This window comes from Thermodesulfobacterium thermophilum DSM 1276 (genome assembly GCF_000421605.1).
Lineage (GTDB): Bacteria > Desulfobacterota > Thermodesulfobacteria > Thermodesulfobacteriales > Thermodesulfobacteriaceae > Thermodesulfobacterium > Thermodesulfobacterium thermophilum.
In genome coordinates this window covers 21,165-41,396 of record NZ_ATXI01000015.1, presented here as the reverse complement: position 1 = coordinate 41,396, position 20,232 = coordinate 21,165, and the positions used below count along the sequence as shown (strand labels likewise).

The following is a 20,232-nucleotide window of genomic DNA, read 5'->3' as shown; positions in this document are numbered from 1 at the left end:
AAGTCTTTATATCCCACATGGTTCAGATGAAACACAACAAGATTAAATGCTTTTGTGGCCTTGCATGATTCTTTATATCCCACATGGTTCAGATGAAACTGAAAGGCGATTAGTAATGTTATTACCGCATCAGCAGACTTTATATCCCACATGGTTCAGATGAAACTTGCTTTATCAATATTTTGCTAAAAATGAAGAAGAGCTTTATATCCCACATGGTTCAGATGAAACCAAGTAGGTCAACACTTGAAGATACTTTCTTTTTAACTTTATATCCCACATGGTTCAGATGAAACCCAATTGTCAAAGAACATAAAATTACATGCAAAAGCTTTATACATAAAAATTTTAAAACAATCTATAATTTTATCTACAACCTAGATTTGATTTTATCTGCATCAAACCTTCAATCGATTTTAAAAAAGCTAATAAAAAATATCTTCATTATGTAGCATTCATTAAGTTTATTCAAATTTTGGCAGAAAACCAGGTTCGATGCAAAATCATAAAATATTCCCTGTCATATCCTTTTCAATTCCGAGGACTGTTTTTCTGTAGTTCAACCTGTTCTCAAGACTGTAAAAATATATAGAATCATTTTCTTTATCGATTACCTTTTCCAGCTCTAACTTGCACTTTAATAACTTTCCCTCACTAATCTCTCCCTCAAAAACCGAATTCTGAACCCACATAAAGTATTTTTTAAGAATTTTTCTCACTTTATTTAGCCTTTCTTCTCCTATATCATAGGTAACAATCAAATACGGCATATATCACCACCAAGCCTTAAAAGGTTTATATACTTCATCTCCTATCAAATGTTTAATCAACTTGTAACACTCAATCCTAATCAAACTCCTATAAGAAACCTTTCTTTTCATTTTTCTGTGCTTTATCGTTGTGGTAAGCTTCTGGTCAAACTCTTTGATAAACTTTTTTCTACCACTGTCATTCAGATAGCAATAATTTACATCTTCCTCAAAGTCATCAAGCCTGAGCATGTTGTTGTTTATCAATTTAAATATAATTGGGTCTGCTATGAGAGGTTTAAATATCTCTGCAATATCAAGACTTAGAGAGTATCGCCTGTGCCCTGGCTCATGAAGATAGCTTATTGTAGGGTTCAGCTGGGTATGATATATCTCATTCAACACTGTTGTGTAAATCATGCTGTTTGCAAAGGAAATTAAAGCATTAACGGGATTTGTAGGAGGTCTTTTCTCTCTTTTTTCCATTGAAAAATCTGATTTTAAGATAGTATTGAATGCCTCATAATAAACATCTCTTGCCCTACCCTCACATCCCATAAGCTCACTGATGTTTTTTGCCTCAACGGCATTGGTTAACTCTTTTTTGATTTTTTCCTGAAATCCTTCAGTATTTTTATATTCTCTTAGATTTCTTAACATGTGAAAGATTGCACCCTCTACAAAGGAAAAAGCAAGATAAAATCTGCGTTCTTGGTCAAGATAATGTTCAACCTGTTTTACTAAAAGATGCCCTGATACGTTTCTGTCTCTTGGCATAAGGCTTCCAGAGTAAAATCCATAGTAGTTGTAAAAATGTACAGTCTTTCCGTGCTGGCAGAGAAAATTAAGAAGTTTCGTGTTTAGATCAACTTCTCCAAAAACATGGATGGTATCTACATCTTCAATGGGTATGGCTTTTTTGTCACCCTGCTCGTTTTCTATGTAAATGGTGTTATCCTTCCGTCTCAGCCTTCCATTTGAGAAAATATAATAGTTTCTCATGATTGAAAAACTCCATACCCAAGAGCTGTTTTTGCACCTATTCCAAGTAGTTGTAAAGCATTTTTCAGATCACTTTCAAGCTGCTCATAGGGATTTAAAAAGTAAAAATTAAATCTGGTTCCCGCAGGTAAAACAAGAAACTTTACAGGATTTGGATTCTGCCAATCTGCAGGCGGTTGATTATCCTGGTAGTAGTCAGGGTAGTGGGGGTTCATTATGTCAATTTCAAAACCATTCAACTGCTCAGGATAGGCATCAAAAACTATTAGGCTTCCTCTATTTACCTGACTGCCGAAGATTTGTAAAATTTCAAATAATTCGTTCTTCTTTTTAAAAATCATCTCTGTCTTGTCCAACAAAATATTTGCCTCAGGCTTTAATTCTTTTTTCTGGATATTGTTTAGTCTTTCGCAAAACTCCTTTTCTGGCTCTTTACATTTCTCATAAACTAATTTAATTGCATACTCAAATGCGCTGAAAAGCTCCATATCCCAGTCAGCAAGCTTCCAGAGTTTGTATGCCCTCAAGAGTCCTTTAATAGCAGTTGAAGGTATGTATGGCACTCCATAGATGTGGTGAAGTTTTATTGATGTCTCAAGCACTGAGGTTGAGCCAAGACCCACAATAAGTCGAGAAGAGGTGAATAAGGAATAAGATTTAGCAATAATCTTCATTTTTTTATTTATTTCAGAAAAAAGCTTTTTCATATTTCTCAAAATAATATCACTTTTCAAGCTTCTAAAAATCTCTGTTTTTGCTTTATCAATTTTTAAAATTTCCAGTTTACTATTGTCATTCACATTAATTATTTTTATAAACTTATTCATTAGTAAAAGCGGATTATCAGGTAGAAAATTATTAGAGATCTTTGAATTATTAGGAACTAAATACATTTACTTACCTCCTTTTTCAATAATTCCATCTGAAAACCGCTTGAGCCAGATGAAAAGAGAAAGTAGTTCATTTGTAACCACAGAGTAATGATATACATCTAGTTCCAGAACAAGGCCATTCAAAATATCACCTAATTTGCTTTTGACTTTATCACTATTAAAAATCCAGTGATCATTAAACCTATCAAAACCGTTAGTAGAAACAATTTTGCACTTTCTCAGTATCCAGTCAGCCATTATGCCAGCGATAAGAAGATGGTGCTCTTTGCCCTTTGAAAATAGAAAAGCCAGGGTGTTTCCAAGACCGTTTGTTAGTATATATGAATGCATCTTTGATACGAGCGATGAAAAATCTGATGCATAGCTTTGATCTTTTACTCTTTCAACAATCTTATATGCATATTCTGCCCTTTTTTGTTCAAGAGTCTTAGCCATTTTTCTCCCCTCCATATAGAATTACTTTTGCAAAACCACGGCCAAGGGTTTCATTTCCACCAAACTGGAAAATCTGATTATTGTAAGTCTTAATGAATTGCTGTAAATCCTTACAACTATCCTTACTCCTTTCAATTACAAGGCTATAAAATACAGATTCCGCTGGCACGAGTTCTTCATACCATAGTGCCCCTTCTTCAACGGTTCCTTTCTCTTGGTCAATTCTAATTCTTGCATTTATCTCAGTTGCATTCTTGACAAAATATGAAAACATATTATCAGAAATAACCGCTATTCTTGATTTATCTATACCAATCTTAAGCTGGTCAATCCAATTAAAATCAATGTTATTCTTTTTTTTTAAACTCAGTTCTTCAAGAATTAAAAAATCATTGACTGTAATTCTATCACTTGAAACATAAGCCACCTCATCATTATCAAAATTAAGGCTTGCCAGAAAATTAATTTTAAAATCAGATTTTATAATTTTCATATCCCTTTCAAATCTTTGCAAAACCATAGGACAGGTAATCCATACAAAAACTCCTCTTGCAGATTTTACAGGGAAGAATAGTATTCGTCCGTCAACGAATGTGAGTTTTCCTTCTTCATCTCCTTTACCAAAAATGCTTTCAGCTTTTTCTTCTCCGTATGTTTGCTGATAACATGCCCTGAATACACCTTTAATTCCCGTTGACGGCATTACAGGATAGTTCGTATGAGATTCCCTTTCTACTGGAAGATCAATGTAACTTAATGTTGTGCCGCTACCAAAGTGTAGAGATGTGTAAAAATGGTAAAATACAGCTAAATTACTCATAGCTAACCTCCTTAACTGTGCCTATTATTGTTAATCCTAAACATAGTGGATTTATCCCATCTAAGCTTTCAAAGTATGGAAAATCAGGTTTAAAAAATGCAGGCTTTAGCCAGAATCTATTAAAAAGGGATTTTACAAACTCTTCTCTATTACTGTTTTCAATTCTGTAATAAAAAACAGCACCCGGTTTTATGAGGTTGAATAGCCTTGATGGAAAGGCGTCCTTATCCTTTCTTAACCAGCCTGAGTAAACATAGGGTCTTTCTACTACCTTAGCAATCATCCTTGCTCCAGATATTTCACATGGACCGTTAGTAGGTGTAAGAAGTATTAGCTTAAAAAGACCATTATTGATAATATGTTCTTGAATGCGATCAATATTTACAAATTCATCTTCAATAGCTATTTCTATTTCTTCTAAAATAGCCATCCTTGATTCACCACCAAGTTTGATTGTCTTTTCTGAAGCTTTAAAGTTAGTTTTGATATAAAAAGCAGAATCCTCTTTAAATCTGAGATACTCTTCAAAGTATAAAAATCCTTCTTCTGTAGTCCTCTTTTGTCTATCTATCTTTATGCCGATTCTTTTTTCTGTTTTGATTGGCTCCGAGGTTTTAATATTCTCCACTTCAAATTCACTGAGCAAATATTTGTCCATAAAGTAAGAATCAATATATCTATCAAATTCTCTATGAATTTTTTCTTCTCCAAAACTGACCCAATATTCATCCTCTGAGTCAGATACAAACTTAGATGAAGCAGTTCTCTTTAATATTCCCTGTTTATAATCGGTATCAGTCTTCACAATATCAAATGGTAAGGGAAAAAGAAATTTATTTTTACTAATCAAGGATATAAAATTAATCTGTGCATCCTTAAACTTTTTTCTAAGTGCTCCGAAAAAAGGTATAGGATTTATAATTTTTTCTGAGGCTCTGTAGGTCTGTTCAGCACTGTTAAAGGGGGAAGGATTGCCTAATATGAATAAATCAATTGGTTTTATAAGATAGTTATACATTGCCTTGCTCCTTGCTTAGGTTTTTATAAATATTTGACAGTTCTCTAAGCTTTTCTACTACTAAAAGGTTCGGCAATCTTTCTATATCTTCAAATATTGCTTCAAACTTCTCCCATTTAATCTTCTTACTTAAAGTTGAAGGAGTCAAATGTTCGGCTAATTTAATTGAATTTTTATAGATTTTATTTGCCTCATCTTCAGATAAATCTTTTATGTGAGCAAAGCAATTTCTTATATTGCTTAATTCATTGAATAATATACTTAATGGTTTCTGAATATCATACAAAGCAGCATTGCCTTTAATGTACTTATCAATAAATTGTTTGTATTCTTCATTTTGGTGATTTTCTTTTATTGGTATGAGAATTGCTTTAGCTATTTCCCTGTCTTCTCTTTTAGACGAATTAAGTTTATATGCCTCACAGAGTTTAGTTACTAAAGACTCAATCAATGCGACGTATCCATGAAGGTATCTCTTATTCTCTAAATGCCACTTTGCAAGGGAAAACTCAAATTCAGATTGAGAACCATTGCTCTTAAATTCACCAAGCATTTTTCTTATTTCTTCTAAAACTAGTGAATATACATCATTCTCAAATTTACAATCATTAATTTTTATTTTTAATTCTTTTAAGGTTTCCTTTATTTTAGGAGAAAGATTCATATCAAGGGAAGATTGAAGAGTATTCAGTGTTTCGGAAATATCATTCATTAAGCCCTGTAAAAACTCTGCAATAGGTCTAATATTTGCACTGTTTTTAAATGTGAAAATACCGTGTGACCAATCCATAACACCCATATATTCCTTAAGACTTATAACTCTGTTTTTTGCTGAAGTTTCACCGAAGGCATATAATATCTCTCCAAGCTTGATAGGTAAACCTGCATTTTTAAGAAGTGATACCACTATTGTTAAAAACATAGGTATAAACCGGTATCCATGAGTAATGTCTATATGAAAAATATTGTCAATATGTTTTTCCATAAATGTCTTTAAATTAGCTACAAAAGATACAAGGTTATCTTCATCAATAACTAAAAAATCATATGTGAAGTTAGTTTTTGATTTTAAAGTCTCACAAAAAAGACTTTTATGTTCTTCATAATTCTCTTTTCGTTTAAAACGCTTAATTATATCTTTTTCAAACACCTCGTCAATTCTTTTATTGAGCAAAAATTCGCAAAGATTTTCAAAGAGTAGATAGTAATCTTTCTGCAATTTTTTTGTAATAACAAATACTATTTTTTCAACATTTTCTAGTTTCTCACAAAGCCACAGAATTGGAAGTTTAGATTTATTTTCCTCCGAATTATAAATATATGTAATTTCTCTATATTTACTCAGATCCCCAAGAGGATAAAGAAAAATTGATTTTTCCATCTTTAATCTCCTCCTTTGATTACATGAAGTATACTTAACAACGAACTTAAACGATTAAAATTTAATAATTTGTCAACCTCAATAAGCTGATCTATAATTCCCTCTATTCTGTCCGATTTCACTTTTCTTTTTAATAGGCTCCTTATGAAAGCCTGTCGTGCATGAAATTCATTTAAACCATCCTTATCTTCAAAAACATTTGATACACTACTTAATTGATAGATAAACGATTTTGGTATATCCCTTAATCTTTCAAACTCGCTAAGTTTATCCCATTTCAATATTACCTCATCTGATGAAAGGGAGTGTTTGATAAATTTTATGCCAATTGAGTCTTTGCCTTTCTGGGATTTTGCTTCTTTTTCAATTTCATAAAGTTCTTTGATTAAATACTGTAAAGGTAGGAGATGATGGGCAACTAATATAGCTCCTGACATAGTAAAACTATGTGAGCCCGATAACTGGCTTGCAATTTCCTTCATGTGGACTTCATATTCACTCCTGATTGACTTTGCACACTCAAGAACATACTCAACAGGCAAAAATGCAAAAATATCATCCCCTCCAATGTAAACTGGAGCACCATAGTATTCGTAGATAAATTCTTTTGCTTTCTCTACAAAACTATATTGTAATTCGCTCAATTTTTTATGTCCTTTTTTGTCAAGAGCTGAAATCTTTGCTCCCATGTTGTCCCCATCAAGTTTGAAGATGGCGTACATCTCAGATGGTTTTTTATGAGATTTATAAAAATCCTCCAGTTGTGAACATACTCTTTTTGCCTCATCGTCATTTATACCATATACAGCATAAGTATTTGGATTTTTCCACGTGTCAATCATAAACCACTCACCATCAATTTTGAGAAGTTCTATATTTTTTTGATTAGATTTCTTTTTGAATTCCTCTCCCAACTTCTTCACAGAATTGCCTCGGGGTAATTTATTAATTACTTGCTCAAAAATACGAGTTAATTCCTCAAGTGCCTCTGAATTATCAATCACCTGTTTCTTAAACACTGTAGCGGCCATCTCGCTTGTAGAAGGAAAGGACTGTTTTTTTAAATATTCTGCTAAGAATCTTTTAATAAGACAGAAGCCACAGAGTCTTTCACCTTCTTTAAATTTTGCTTTGTGGTTTTTCCAGTATTGCCTCCAGAAATCGCTTCCTTTGTAATCTTTCTCAGTTGCCCCTATAATGGTATTTTCTTTACAAACTGTACAGGTATATGCTCCTCTGCAATATTTTTCATAGTCTTCTGTGTTCTGATAATTATCAAACGAACTTTCAGGTTTCTGTCGCTTAATCAACTTATAACTTTGAAACACTTCATCATTTTTTATATATGCATCCTTTAAATATCCAGTAAATGCATCAAGATGCTGCCTTGTAGCTTTATAATCTCCTTCAACTGGAAGGGCAGCCCAGAATAGTTTGATTGTACTTTTTGCCTGATGATAAGCGAGAACTTTATAATCATCGATATTAATCCCACATTTACGAAAAATACTATCAACTAAGTCACTAAGCCCTTTATAAGTAATTGCTTCTATCTCTCCTGCTATAGCCTTTATTTCTTTTTCATTTGATTTGAGAACTTTAAAAAGAACTTTATTTGAAATATCAGCAAAATCAGAGTTTTGGTCTTTACTAACAGATGATGGAAATATTAGTTCTATTCTTCCAGCATATTTATTTTTTATCTCTGATATAAAGCTCTTTATAAGACTTGCCACAATCATGCTACCAGCCCAGAGGTCCTCTGTCCTCCTTGAATATTTAATAAGCTTTCCAATTGAAGGAATAGTTATAAGACAAAGATAATCAGACATTTTACCCTCCTAAACTTTTTTTAATGTAGGGTATAAATCTTTGTTCAAGAAATGTATATTCCTCAACCTGAGCCTCTCTATTATCAAATTTTACTTTGCTATTTTCAGGAGCAAATCGAGATTTAAAAAGCACAATATGAAGATTTAATTTATTATAAATCTCCTTTACACTGAACCATATCGGAGAAGCTCGCCTTAAAATTTCTTTTTCATTGTTGTCTTTAGGTCTTTCAAGCCTAAGAATTTTCTTATTGGGATATACGATATTAAGTCCAAAGAGGGCATTCCTTACTTTGTAATTTCTAAAATTTTGAAGCCCATCACAGTTTTTTGGCTTATTTGCATTGATTAAATAATCAAAATCCGTTGTATGAATCCCTGTTCCTGGAACTCCGGGTTTAGGCTTTTCTGCACAAACCCTGAAGCCACGATAATGTTTCCCAAAATTATCTAAGAGAGCTTTATAGTCTGTTTCATTGGTTTGTATCACTTCAAAAATAAATTGTGAATCATCAATAGCAGGATATTCAGTGGCAGGAGTTGGATTGCTAAATTCTTTATTAAGAATACCTTTTAAGTGTCCTATATTCTTTTCTATACCCTCTTTAGTATAGTCCGTTGGATTAAATACTAAATCCAAGCCTTCATTCTTTATAATCTGCCAGCTACCAAAACACTTTCTTGCCCTCAAGCCAAATCCTCCAAGTGCTGTTGCAAGATAGAAAGAGCCTGTGATGAGATTTATTTCTTCTTTGGTGGTGCCTGGATAAAAGAAAAACTCTAAATCAAAAGTAGAACCAGCATCTATTAATACATTGCCCTGTATGCCTGATTTATTCGGATTTGGAATAAAATTTCTACTTTCTTTTTGCCATTTGAAAATGACATTGCCAATGCCAAGATAGGTATATCCATTTAGGGGAATGCCAGATGTATTTCTATTTATAAAATTCAGCTTACTGTTAGTTATTAGTAATTTAAATTTACTTTTTTGACTGCTTTTTTTAGCATCGGCTATACCAAAAAATCTCCCTTCGTATTTTTTTAATTCTTTATAGTCATTTCCTACAAAACTACCAGCCAGTGCTCTGAACCACCATCTCAACATACCTTTAATCTCAGATGTCCTTATCTCGTCAAACTTTCCGTCACCACCACCCATGAATGTTGGAGTAATGGTTTTGATTTTTAAAGTTACAGTCTTCATAAAAAGCCTCCTACATAGGTTTTACCCCCAGCAAAATTCATAATATGCACATTTAGGGCAATATGGTTTTTTCTGAAGTGCTGGCGGTTTATCTTTTTTAGTTATTTCATGAACTTTGATTAAAGCCTGTTCAACTTCTAATTCTGCTTCCGTTGTGAGAACAACTTCTTCCTTTTTCCTCATTTTAGGATAGTTAATAATACCTCGCTTTTCGATGCCGAGTTGTTTTAAATAGTATAGATAATAAAGTATCTGAATTCTATCAGCATGGGCAAGACGGTTGCTGTATTTAACTTCTCTTATGTTACTGTCTCCAACGATGTCTATGTTTATCAGGTTGTCAATAAGTATTTCCTTTTTTTCATCTCTTGGGTATGAATACTCTCCAAGAAGTTTCCCCATAAGAACTCTGTCAGATTTTGACTCCATCTGGATTCCCCTGTCAAAAAGCCAGAGCTTGCGCTCGCAAACATAGAGATAGTTTACTTTGATACCATTGGTTTTAAGTGTTTGAAAGTCAAAGCTATCTTCTTTTAATTCATTCATCAGCTTTATTTATTTTTTTCCAATAGCTTTTCCTGCCTTTGGTGTACTTTGTAATAACACCCTCTTTATTTAAATCATTAAGCAGTTTTCTTATGGTTGAAACAGATGCATGTGGAAATTTTTCTTTTATTTCTGAAAGTGTAAACTCTTCTTGAAATCCTTCAATGATGCTCTTTCTTAATTCGAAATATAACCCTCCCCTGGTTTCCTGAGAGGCTCTGTATTCTTCAATCACTTCAGAGACTTTTGCATGTGGGGTATCATTTTCATGAGCATTTATAGCACAAAAAAATCTATAAGCCCATTCATTTGCAAGTTTACGATTACCTGCAAATACTATGGCGAGATTTGGATGCATCGCATAAAGCTCAGCAATAGCCTTGGCGGCAAAAGCTGGAGTATAAAATTTAATCTTTTTAGGATTAAGGAAATCAGAGTAATTTGCCTCTATTACTACTGCTGCATACCTGTATGCTTCAAGCTCTCCAAGTTGCTGATGAAAAGCAGACATTCTGCCCAATTCAGCAAGAAGATTGTCAAAAGTCTTTCTCTCTACCACTGCAACTATGCCTGTTTCGTTAATCAATGCATAATCACCTACAGGTAGTTTGTCTTTCTTTATTTCAGAATCAGGAAATTTCCAGGGATATCTTTCATTTGCATCCACTATCAAATTTAGTTTGCCTTTGTGGTAAGTACTGAGCTTAACCCTTGGTCTCCTTTCAGTAAGAGCCCTTTGAGTCCTCCAGAATATCTGTTCGTATTCACCTTCTTTGGTTTTATACTTCTTTTTTAAAAAAAGAAAATCGCAACGTTTATTTATAGGTCTATCAAGAACAATAGCTAATCTTTTTCCATAACGCTTTAATGAGACAACAGGGACTCTTTCAATTTCCTCAACAGGTGGGTCAAGCTCTTTGTTGTCCTCTCTTATACAAAAGATATTCCCCTTTTGCCCTGGCCATCTATCCTGAACCCTTAGAGCAAGAAGCACCTTTTCACCCTGCCTGATAGTCAGGCGATATGGAAATTTTAGATTGTTAACTGATTCAAGGATGAAGAAGGTAGACATTAGTTATCCAAAATTTGAAGGTAAAGTTTTAAGATTAAGTCCTGTCTCGCTATTGTAGTCTAAATGAGCCAGAAACATACCGTATCTTGTCTCCTCAAAAAACGACCTGAATTTTAGTAAACTATATATTGGAACAGAAATTATTTTACCTCTTATCTGATACAAAAAGGTCAACTTTTCATCCCTGTCTCTCCATTTATAGTTCCCATTAAGCTTCTCTATTTCTGAGTCTTCTAATTTTGATACAGGAATTACATTGAATAAAACGCCAGAATCCCTTAAAAATCTGCTTACCTCGTTGTTACTAACTGTTTCAAGCATTGTGAGGTCAGAACTTAGAAAAGCTCCAACAATATTCTTTGCTCTCGTCTTCTCATCAATAATTTTTTTACTTTGCCAATATTTCTTAAAGTAATTGTTTAAAATCTTCAACTTTTCTTGCCAAGTTAAAACACCATTGTTCCCTTCAAATGCCTTTAAACTCTCTTTAATTGCAAGCTCTCCATACGGATAAAATTCTCTGTTACTGTTATCATTTATAGATTTTGAATAGATAAAGACTTTCCCTACACCTTTACGCTTACGATAACATCTACCCATTCTTTGTATTAAAGCATTCACAGGTGCAGCTTCTGTTATCAATACATCAAAATCTAAATCAAGAGAAACCTCTACTACTTGAGTTGTAATCCATATACCTGTACTTCTGCCGTTATGGTCAGCTTGAGCTATTTCTGCTTCTTTAATTTCCCTGTCATCAAAAGTAAACAATGAATGATAAAGTTTGGGTGACAGATCTTTTAACTTTTCATAAACGTAAACCGCCTTTTTAATGGTATTACAAACAATAAGGATACTTTCTCGTTCACCATTAGAAAGATCTTTTATGGTTTTGTAGCAATTAATAATATCATCATTAATAATTTGTATTTCATGATTAGATTCATTTTTTAGTTCTATCTCTTCCCATTCTGGGATATATTCTTCCGACACAATTCCTTCTTTTTTAAGTTCCTCTTTCAGAATATCCGGGATTGTCGCAGACATAATTAAAAAGTTTATGTCAAATTGACGTGCTATTTTAAGGCTCTGTTTCAATATTTCAATAGTATATGGAGAATATGAATCTATTTCGTCTAAAACAATATTTGCACCGTAAAGTCCCATAAGAACCTTTTCATACTGATGCACTCTAAGTGCAAATGAAAAAATCTGATCAATTGTTGTTACTACAATTGGCTTTAATAAATTTTTACAGAGATTTACTTCATAAATGCTTTCCTCTAATGCTTCTGTTTCATCATATTCCCTCCTTAAAGTTGAATAAATAAATCTGCCCGCTTCACCATGAAGTATGCCGACATCATCACCATAATATTTTTGTAACTTCCTAAATGCGGCATTAACAGAGGCTCTTGTAGGCAGGGTAAAAATAATCTTTCCTTTTCTGTTTCCTGCCCAACATAAAGCAGCCTCGGTCTTGCCACTTCCAGTAGGAGCAATAAGAAGAAGAGATTCTCCTTTATTAACAATTTCTTCCTGAAATTTTTTAGGAGTAATTTTAAGTTTAAGAGTCTTGTATGCTTCAGAGTTTAGATATATCTTTGATTCTTCATTTATTCCAGCAGATGCTATATGATCTGCCCTATGTAAAATCCCTTTAAGGTGTACAATTTCTTTATCAAATGGATTTAAATCAAAAATTATGTCTTTTAGTTTATCGATAATACTGTAATCTATGCTAAATTTAATATCAGCATTGAAATATTCTTTGAATAATTCCTGCATAGGCTTAAGCAGATGGAGCCTATTTGTCTCTATATCAATGAGTTCATCTTCAAGCCCGTCGGTCCCTGCTCTTTTTGAATCATTAATGAAATCACTAAGCTCTAAAAAATTTTTGTGGTGAAAACCTACTGCATAGATTATCTTATTTTTTAATTGATCCGGAATATCGCTTATTTGGTCAAAGATGGTTTTAAGAAAAGCTACCGATAAGAGATTATGAGGGATATATTTTCTACTTCCCGATAAGGAGTCCTGAAAGGCTCTTGAAACCTTACCCAAATCATGTGCAAAACAACAAATCTTAATAGCCTTTTCCATAGTATTGTCAATATTCAATCCAAGTAATCGTAAATTGTAAATCTCTCTTTCAGCACACTGAATCACTTCAAGTGTATGTTCGTACAACTCTTTTTCAGGATTGCTTTTAGCTAAAATTCTTTGCATTTTTCTACCCCAATAATATTGGCAAATTCCCGTTTATCGTATCTTTGTATTCTAATAGCCATAAAAAACAATCGCCATCAGAAGTTTTCCAATATTCGCCTTCATAATAAGACACAGATTGCTGAATATAATAAATCTTTTCCATCTTCAGGTTCCTATCTTTCAAATGAGAAACTGGTAAAAACAAAGGTGTCGAGCCATATAACTCTCTTGGTAGATAGGAATTTTCAATTTTTATCTTATCCTTTTTTTCAGCCTTTTTCTTTTCAGCACTAACAGAGACAGTTTTAAACATTGCTATATCTTCACTTCTACCGAGAGAAATAAAGCCTTGAGGATCCTTGAGTTTTGATAGGTAATAATTATGGTGCTCAGGTGTAAAAAGATATATAGTATATTGTGGTTTGAATAAAATCTTAACATATAAAGGGTTTAGCTGTACATCATCGCCTTTTTTTGCGTCCGAATACCGATTAATTTTTCTCCTCACCCACCAGCCCTTTTTACTATCCAGCTCAATTGCACCATGTAGAAAGGTCTGGTAGTCAAAGAATACTCCTTTAAACCATCCCTTGATTGCAAGGGTTAAAGGCTCTGGTGGTCTTTCACCGAGAGCTTCCCTTAATATTCCAAGCACTGTTGAAGGTGGCGGTAAAGGATAAGAATCGCAAAAATTCTGGTTGCCATATATCCTAAAATGCGCTGTCTGTCCCCAGATATTTATTTTGATGATTTTTATGTTGTTTTCCATATTTTTTCCTTATTTTTCTCTATAAAATCTACAACTTTATCTATTGCCTTCTTGGGTAACATAGTTTTAATATTCACTTGCCCATCCAATGGAAAGCCCTCATGGATACCAAAGACTAATAAATTATTATCGTCTGATTTAAGTTCATATTCATCAATAATGTCATTAATAGCCTTAGCTTTGACCGCATTCTTATTTTTATCCCATACAATTGAGTCAATAAAATATGGAAACTTCTTTTCAAAAACACCACCCACAACAAGATGAGGTCTTAGAGTACCCACTAAAGCGCCATTTCTATGGATAGCAATATAGGGTATCGCTTCTAAAATTGCCTTAACCCTATTTAACTTCTCATCTGTGTTAACCTCGTTATTCTTGTCTTTATTTTCCTCTTTACCAATACGCTGTAAATCAAGATTAAGCGTATAAACAAAATAGTTCATGTCTATTTCTCTCTGGAAAATCATCTGTCCTTCTCCTTTTGAGCCTGACAATTCGACCAGTCCGAGATTGGTTCTATAATCAAGACAATTTTTAAAGCCCATCAAGCCTATAGCATAAGAGACGCCAAGAGGAGATTTCCTTTTTCGTGTTTCCTCTGGTGCTTCTTCCGATCCAACACTTTCTTCTTCACTCTTTTCTTTTTTACCTCCTCCAGTTTTTTTTCTTGTAAATAAATATCCAAATATATCAGCAAATGGATCTTCATCTGCAAAGCTTGTTATTTGAAGCGGAGGTTTATCCGTGGCTTTTTTCTTAGGAGCTATATTTATATTTTTACGAAATTCAAACTGCCATTTCTTTTCTTTTACAAAATACTCCATCAAGGGCTGTTTTAATATTGCATTGGGTGAGAGATAGGGAAAGTCGCCTATATCTGTTGTCAATACTTTCATAGGATTAATATTACCACCAAGCCCTTCTCCCATTGAAGGAGTTCCTGTAAATTTAACAACCATTGTTAATGTTACTCCTTTCATGTTTAAGCCTCCTTATCCTTTAATTGTGTTCATTATACCCATAATAAATGCAAGTGCATATTCATCGTTCTCAGTTATTTTTGTAAGTTCAGGTGGGATCGGCTGTTTTAGATAAATATATATTCCTATTACTTGCTTTTGAAGTTGTGTAGGATCCTTGAGAGATTTATATAGTTTTAATGCTGAAGAATAAGCCTTATCACCTAATTCATTTCCAAGTTTTTTGCCGAGATCAAAAAACTCTTTTGTCATACCAATACCTCCTTTATAAGCTTTAACAAAGGCATAAAATGCTATAACAACCTCATCTGAAGATAATTTAGACTGCTTCATAAGAAAATCTGATACTAATTTTGCTCCTGCTTTATCCCGATACTTTTCAACAATCTCTAAAATATATTGTTCTTTACCTTTTGTTCTCAATAAACCTGACAGATTCATTAACATTAAAGAAGCCTTAGGCAAGAGAGGCCGTAAATCAAAACTCTCTATATTTCCTCGCCTGTCAAAATTAGGATAAACCAGCAAACTTCCAAGAGAAAGAAAAATTGATGAAGATCTTTCAAAATTCAGATTTAAATCTTTTCTGAGAAGTAAATTATCCAGAAGCTTCTTATATAACTGAATATCAGGATTATAGATGATGAATGGCAATTTTTCTTTTACAAATAATTCATATGCCTTAAATGCAGCCAATAAAGATAACCTTCTACAATTTAAACATATTCTTGGTGCAATATAACCTCCGCCAGCATAAAGAGGTGAACCCTCCCAGCCACCTGAGACAATCCATTTACGCCCGGCAATACTGTCTTTATTTTTTGTTGTCATTTGACCACAAAAACTACAATTAATCTCTGCAGGTTCTGGTTTTGTACTAAAGAGACTTTTAATATCCTCTTCGCTTTGCCTTTTGGATTTATTTTTGGGATTTGCAATATAATTGTTTAAAAGAGTCGTATTTATAATTGAAAGATATGGATTTCTCTTTTCACCTATCCTATCAACTATATTAGATGCTACTTTAAACAACCGAGTTGGGATTTCAGGATCAGATAAATTGCCACTTTGGTTCAATTCATAACAATAAACCATTCCTAAATCCAGCCACCAGTTCATTCTACTTCCTATTGACATATCCTATACCTCTACAAACTCCTTTATAAAATACTTCTTTATTTTATCCCAGGATATCTTTTTTATCATTTTCAACTCTCCCTCTTTATCAGCGTCTTCAAAATATGTAAGAACCTTTTTTATTATTAAAGGATTAAAGTTTCCGTATTTCTGCTGAAAAATTCTTATTAACTGTTCACAGTTTATTTTTAGTTCTTTTAAAATAAAATATACATCAACAAAATCTTTCTTGCTTCCTCTCTGAAGGATAGCAGATGTTTTCATTGCAAGGATATCCTCAAGACTTGCAAGTTCAATCATATCAAGTTTCTGTCTTTCCTTTAATAACTCATAGGAATAATAAAAGAGGGAAAGGACAGAATTTCTATGCTCTTTTTTTAGCCTTTTTCTCATAGTAAATTCTCCAAAAATTCAATGACTTTCTGGAAAGTAATCTGTCACCACTTTCTTGTAAAAATTTTATAATCTTGTCATCACCTACTACTGAAACTAAAATTTTAAACTGCTCGGGATTTCCCATTTCAAGAACTCTTGCTATTACAAAAGGAGAGTTTAAGTTTTTCTTTACAGAATTCCATTCATGCTCCCAGAAGAGAGGCTTTAGTTTATTAAGATTTTTTTCTTTTTTATCCATCTATACAACTTCCACCATGCCAAAGCCCTGACCTGTCCTTAAGCCTGCTCCTGCTTGATATAGCAACTGCAAATCCTCTGGATTTCCTTTTAATTTGAAACAACCATCAAAACACGTAAGCATCATGTAAGGTTTTCCTGTCTGCTCTCTAAATCCTTTTAATGTGTGTTTGACAACTGTTTTTTTTATTAATATTGGTTCAAGATAAAACTCCTCCATAGGTTCCTTGCCTCTTATATCTTTAAAAATTCTTTTATGAATTTCATTAAAATGCAGATTAAAATCATCCAGTTGTCCATCAATTGGAAGTAAGGGAGTACCATCTTTACTTTCAATCAGAATAGGTGATAGGGTTTTAAATATTACTTCATTAGAGTTAATTTTCTTTTCTTTAATGAGATGTGTTCTTTGATGATGAAGAATAATACCTCCTCCAAAATCAAAACTACTAAGCTCAAGTAGACCGTTATAAAGATTAATCATAAACTCTAAATCAAAAGAACTCATAAAAAAAGATATATAGGAGTCTGCTGGAAAATAAAAGACCGAATCTTCAATAAAGGTTGATTCATCTATCTGTATTTTTTCTTTTTTTATTTTTTTATTTTTTGGAAAAACCACCGCAAAAGTAAAGGGTTTTACTACTTTAGAAAAAACAGCTTTTTTATCTGGATAAAGCAACTTCTTATAACGAATATCTTGATTGGATATAGCTTCTTTTATCAAAGCCATAAATCTGTGTCGATAAAGTATAGGAAGTTTGTTAACTTTAAATCTAAATTGAAGCCTCATAGTAGTCCCTTTTTTCTCTAAACTAAAGTTAATATCGATAATAGCTAATATTAACAAAAAATTATTTGTATGTTTTATAAAAATAATTTTTATATGTTTTTTTTTCTTTAGTCAAGGTATAGAAGCGAAAATTTTCAGAAACAGAATGAATTTAAATGCTGATTTTCGATGAATTTTTTTATTAAATGTTAATTTTCGATGGATTTTCTAATTATAAAAAATTAGAATCCCAAATCTAAAGATGATAACTTCTGTAGATAAAAAGATTTCTACCGAGGAATTAACCCCGGTAGAAACCCTAATAAATAAGTAGACCTATTCTTATACTTAATGTTCTAAAGCTATGGTTTTTTCTGCAAGTTTTTGCTGCAAGTCTACCAATTCCCATACATCTAAGGTTGGAGCTTCTTTGAATAGTTTCGAACTATCTTGAAGGTCTAACGCAAGCTTTAAAACTTCATCCACATTGTCCACCAAGATAACCTCTAAATCTTTCAGTATCTTGGGATTTATTTCCTTTAAATCCTTTTCGTTTTCTTTAGGAATAAGTACTGTCTTAATCCCACCTCTTATGGCTGCAAGCAATTTTTCCTTGAGTCCTCCTATAGGAAGGACCCTACCCCTTAAAGTAATCTCACCGGTCATCGCTACGGTATTTTTCACCGGTATTTTTAAAAGGGCTGAAACTATTGCGGTTGCGATGGTAATACCTGCACTTGGCCCATCTTTTGGGATAGCTCCTTCAGGTACATGGACATGAATGTCTATCTTTCTATAAAAATCTAAAGGTAGTCCAAGCTGAAGAGCCCTTGACCTTACATAACTCATGGCTGCTTGTACTGACTCTTGCATGACCTCACCAAGTTTTCCGGTTATCTGAAGGTTCCCCTTACCTGGCATGATAACCGCTTCTATCTGAAGCAAAGCTCCTCCAGTTTCAGTCCAGGCAAGACCTGTAGCAATTCCTACTTGAGGTTTCTCTTCAGCGATCCCATACCTGTATTTAGGTACACCTAAAAACTTTTCTAACTTAGAAACCCCTATCTTTATCGGTTTAAACTCCTCAGGATTTTTAGCCACATCTCTGGCTATTTTTCTACAAAGGTTAGCGATTTCTCTTTCTAAATTTCTTACCCCAGCTTCTCTGGTATACCTTCTAATTATCTCAAGCAAAGCTTTTTCAGTAATAGGTACCATCTCAGGTTTTAATCCGTGAGCAGAAAGCTGTCTTGGAAGAAGATAGTTCTTCGCTATTTCTAACTTTTCTTCTTCAGTATAACCGGGAAGTTCTATAATTTCCATTCTGTCAAGAAGAGGTGCAGGAATAGTATGAAGAGAGTTAGCTGTAGTGATAAAAAGTACCTTGGAAAGGTCATAGGCTACTTCTAAATAATGGTCCTGGAAGGCAAAATTTTGTTCTGGGTCTAAAACTTCTAACAAAGCAGCCGCTGGATCACCTCTAAAGTCCATACCTATCTTATCTACCTCATCTAAACAGAAGAGGGGATTGATGGTACCTGCCTTTCTCATGCCCTGAATAATCTTGCCAGGTAAAGCTCCTACATAAGTTCTTCTATGTCCTCTGATCTCTGCTTCATCCCTCACGCCACCCAAGGATAACCTTACAAACCTTCTTCCTATCGCCTCAGCTATAGATTTAGCTAAAGAAGTCTTTCCCACTCCAGGAGGTCCTACAAAACAAAGAATAGGTCCTTTGATAGATTTAGTAAGCTTTTGCACTGCAAGATGCTCTATAATCCTCTGTTTAGGTTTTTCTAATCCATAGTGATTTTTGTTAAGTAAAATTTCTACCTTTTCTAAGTCTATGTTGTCCTTAGTTTTTTCATACCAAGGAAGGCTTAACAACCAGTCTATATAGTTTCTGACTACCGTAGCCTCTGCAGACATAGGAGACATCATCGAAAGTTTGTTAAACTCTTTCTTTACTATATCTGCTACTTCTTTAGGAAGCTTTTTCTTTTTAATTCTCTTCTCTAAATCTGCCAGGTCTTTTCTTCCATCTTCACGCTCACCCAGCTCTTTCTGGATGGCTTTCATCTGTTCCTGGAGATAATAGTCTCTCTGGGTCTTTTCCATCTGCTTTTTGACCCTTTCTCTGATACGAGCCTCAGTTTTTATAACCTCTATTTCACCTCTAAGATAGTTAAGTAAGATCTCCAAACGTTTTTTAACGCTTATCGTCTCAAGAAGTTTTTGTTTTTGTTCTAATTTAAGGTTTAAAATAGCGGCTAAACGGTCGCTAAACTCTGCTATATCCTCAATTTCCAAAAGATTAGAAACTGCATCTAAATTGAGCTTTTTGTTATAAGAAGAATACTCCTCTAACGACTCTTTACAGAGTTTAAAAAGAGCTAAAGTTTCTACATCGTTCTCTAAAACCTCGGTTTTAAGTTCAACCTCAACCATAAAAAAGTCTGTATTGTCAAGAAACCTTACAATCCTTCCTCTGTTAAGACCTTCTACCAGGATCTTTAAAGTACCATCGGGAAGTTTAAGAAGCTGCAAAATACGGCAGATGGTTCCTACCTTATAGATTTCCTCTTCTGTAGGATTGTCTATTTTAGCGTCTTTCTGAGCAGAAAGAAAGATAAATTTATCACCTGCATAAGCTTTTTCTATGGCAATTATACTTTTAGCTCTCCCAATAAATAAAGGTACTACTGTATTAGGGAAAACTACTATCTCCCTTAATGGGAGCAAAGGTAAAGTTTTTAATTGAGTTTCCAT

The 20,232-nt window shown here is 33.5% G+C and carries 19 protein-coding genes and 1 CRISPR repeat array; all 19 genes read right to left on the bottom strand.

The annotated features are described in order from the left end of the window. Positions 1 to 4 precede the first annotated feature (4 nt). Positions 5 to 296: direct repeats of the CRISPR family, unit length 29 nt; unit sequence CTTTATATCCCACATGGTTCAGATGAAAC. A 207-nt stretch (positions 297 to 503) separates the two neighbouring features. Next, positions 504 to 770 (bottom strand): CRISPR-associated endonuclease Cas2, encoded by a 267-nt coding sequence (gene cas2 / locus H529_RS0107630; RefSeq protein ID WP_022855932.1) that lies wholly within the window; start codon positions 768 to 770, stop codon positions 504 to 506. A gap of 3 nt (positions 771 to 773) precedes the next feature. After that, positions 774 to 1,754 (bottom strand): type I-B CRISPR-associated endonuclease Cas1b, encoded by a 981-nt coding sequence (cas1b, locus tag H529_RS0107625; RefSeq protein WP_028843126.1) that lies wholly within the window; start codon positions 1,752 to 1,754, stop codon positions 774 to 776. Then, positions 1,748 to 2,644, bottom strand: a complete 897-nt coding sequence (cmr6, locus tag H529_RS10590) for a type III-B CRISPR module RAMP protein Cmr6 (RefSeq protein ID WP_022855930.1) — start codon at positions 2,642 to 2,644, stop codon at positions 1,748 to 1,750. Before cmr6 ends, cas1b begins: the two co-directional genes overlap by 7 nt. Continuing rightward, complete coding sequence (gene cmr5, locus H529_RS0107615; protein WP_022855929.1) at positions 2,645 to 3,079, bottom strand: type III-B CRISPR module-associated protein Cmr5; 435 nt, start codon at positions 3,077 to 3,079, stop codon at positions 2,645 to 2,647. Next, positions 3,072 to 3,899 carry a type III-B CRISPR module RAMP protein Cmr4 gene (cmr4, locus tag H529_RS0107610; RefSeq protein WP_022855928.1) on the bottom strand — a complete coding sequence of 276 codons (828 nt, stop codon included), beginning with the start codon at positions 3,897 to 3,899 and terminating at the stop codon, positions 3,072 to 3,074. Before cmr4 ends, cmr5 begins: the two co-directional genes overlap by 8 nt. Beyond that, the gene (locus tag H529_RS0107605) at positions 3,892 to 4,917 is read right to left on the bottom strand and encodes a type III-B CRISPR module-associated Cmr3 family protein (protein ID WP_022855927.1); all 1,026 of its coding nucleotides are present in this window, start codon (positions 4,915 to 4,917) and stop codon (positions 3,892 to 3,894) included. Before H529_RS0107605 ends, cmr4 begins: the two co-directional genes overlap by 8 nt. Continuing rightward, positions 4,910 to 6,298: a CRISPR-associated DxTHG motif protein gene (locus H529_RS0107600; RefSeq protein ID WP_022855926.1), complete on the bottom strand. Its 1,389-nt coding sequence runs from the start codon at positions 6,296 to 6,298 to the stop codon at positions 4,910 to 4,912. Before H529_RS0107600 ends, H529_RS0107605 begins: the two co-directional genes overlap by 8 nt. A 2-nt stretch (positions 6,299 to 6,300) precedes the next feature. After that, a complete protein-coding gene (gene cas10 / locus H529_RS0107595; RefSeq protein WP_022855925.1) occupies positions 6,301 to 8,130 on the bottom strand; it encodes a type III-B CRISPR-associated protein Cas10/Cmr2 in 1,830 nt (609 codons plus the stop codon). A gap of 1 nt (position 8,131) precedes the next feature. Continuing rightward, positions 8,132 to 9,337 (bottom strand): type III-B CRISPR module RAMP protein Cmr1, encoded by a 1,206-nt coding sequence (gene cmr1, locus H529_RS0107590; RefSeq protein WP_022855924.1) that lies wholly within the window; start codon positions 9,335 to 9,337, stop codon positions 8,132 to 8,134. Positions 9,338 to 9,358: 21 nt separating this feature from the next. After that, complete coding sequence (gene cas4, locus H529_RS0107585; protein WP_022855923.1) at positions 9,359 to 9,883, bottom strand: CRISPR-associated protein Cas4; 525 nt, start codon at positions 9,881 to 9,883, stop codon at positions 9,359 to 9,361. Next, entirely contained in the window at positions 9,876 to 10,877 is a 1,002-nt protein-coding gene (locus H529_RS0107580) for an ERCC4 domain-containing protein (protein WP_211209653.1), read from the bottom strand. Before H529_RS0107580 ends, cas4 begins: the two co-directional genes overlap by 8 nt. 81 nt (positions 10,878 to 10,958) lie before the next feature. Further along, positions 10,959 to 13,187 (bottom strand): CRISPR-associated helicase/endonuclease Cas3, encoded by a 2,229-nt coding sequence (locus H529_RS0107575; protein WP_022855921.1) that lies wholly within the window; start codon positions 13,185 to 13,187, stop codon positions 10,959 to 10,961. Between the two features lie 4 nt (positions 13,188 to 13,191). Further along, positions 13,192 to 13,938, bottom strand: a complete 747-nt coding sequence (gene cas5 / locus H529_RS0107570; RefSeq protein WP_022855920.1) for a CRISPR-associated protein Cas5 — start codon at positions 13,936 to 13,938, stop codon at positions 13,192 to 13,194. Further along, a complete protein-coding gene (cas7i, locus tag H529_RS0107565) occupies positions 13,923 to 14,921 on the bottom strand; it encodes a type I-B CRISPR-associated protein Cas7/Cst2/DevR (protein ID WP_022855919.1) in 999 nt (332 codons plus the stop codon). Before cas7i ends, cas5 begins: the two co-directional genes overlap by 16 nt. 12 nt (positions 14,922 to 14,933) lie before the next feature. Further along, complete coding sequence (locus H529_RS0107560) at positions 14,934 to 16,040, bottom strand: hypothetical protein (RefSeq protein WP_211209652.1); 1,107 nt, start codon at positions 16,038 to 16,040, stop codon at positions 14,934 to 14,936. Positions 16,041 to 16,061: 21 nt separating this feature from the next. Continuing rightward, positions 16,062 to 16,358: a nucleotidyl transferase AbiEii/AbiGii toxin family protein gene (locus H529_RS10585; RefSeq protein ID WP_162138249.1), complete on the bottom strand. Its 297-nt coding sequence runs from the start codon at positions 16,356 to 16,358 to the stop codon at positions 16,062 to 16,064. A 64-nt stretch (positions 16,359 to 16,422) separates the two neighbouring features. Continuing rightward, the gene (locus H529_RS0107550; protein ID WP_022855916.1) at positions 16,423 to 16,692 is read right to left on the bottom strand and encodes a DUF6922 domain-containing protein; all 270 of its coding nucleotides are present in this window, start codon (positions 16,690 to 16,692) and stop codon (positions 16,423 to 16,425) included. Continuing rightward, complete coding sequence (gene cas6 / locus H529_RS0107545) at positions 16,693 to 17,424, bottom strand: CRISPR-associated endoribonuclease Cas6 (protein WP_422821906.1); 732 nt, start codon at positions 17,422 to 17,424, stop codon at positions 16,693 to 16,695. 387 nt (positions 17,425 to 17,811) lie between these two features. Continuing rightward, positions 17,812 to 20,232, bottom strand: a complete 2,421-nt coding sequence (gene lon, locus H529_RS10580; RefSeq protein ID WP_022855914.1) for an endopeptidase La — start codon at positions 20,230 to 20,232, stop codon at positions 17,812 to 17,814.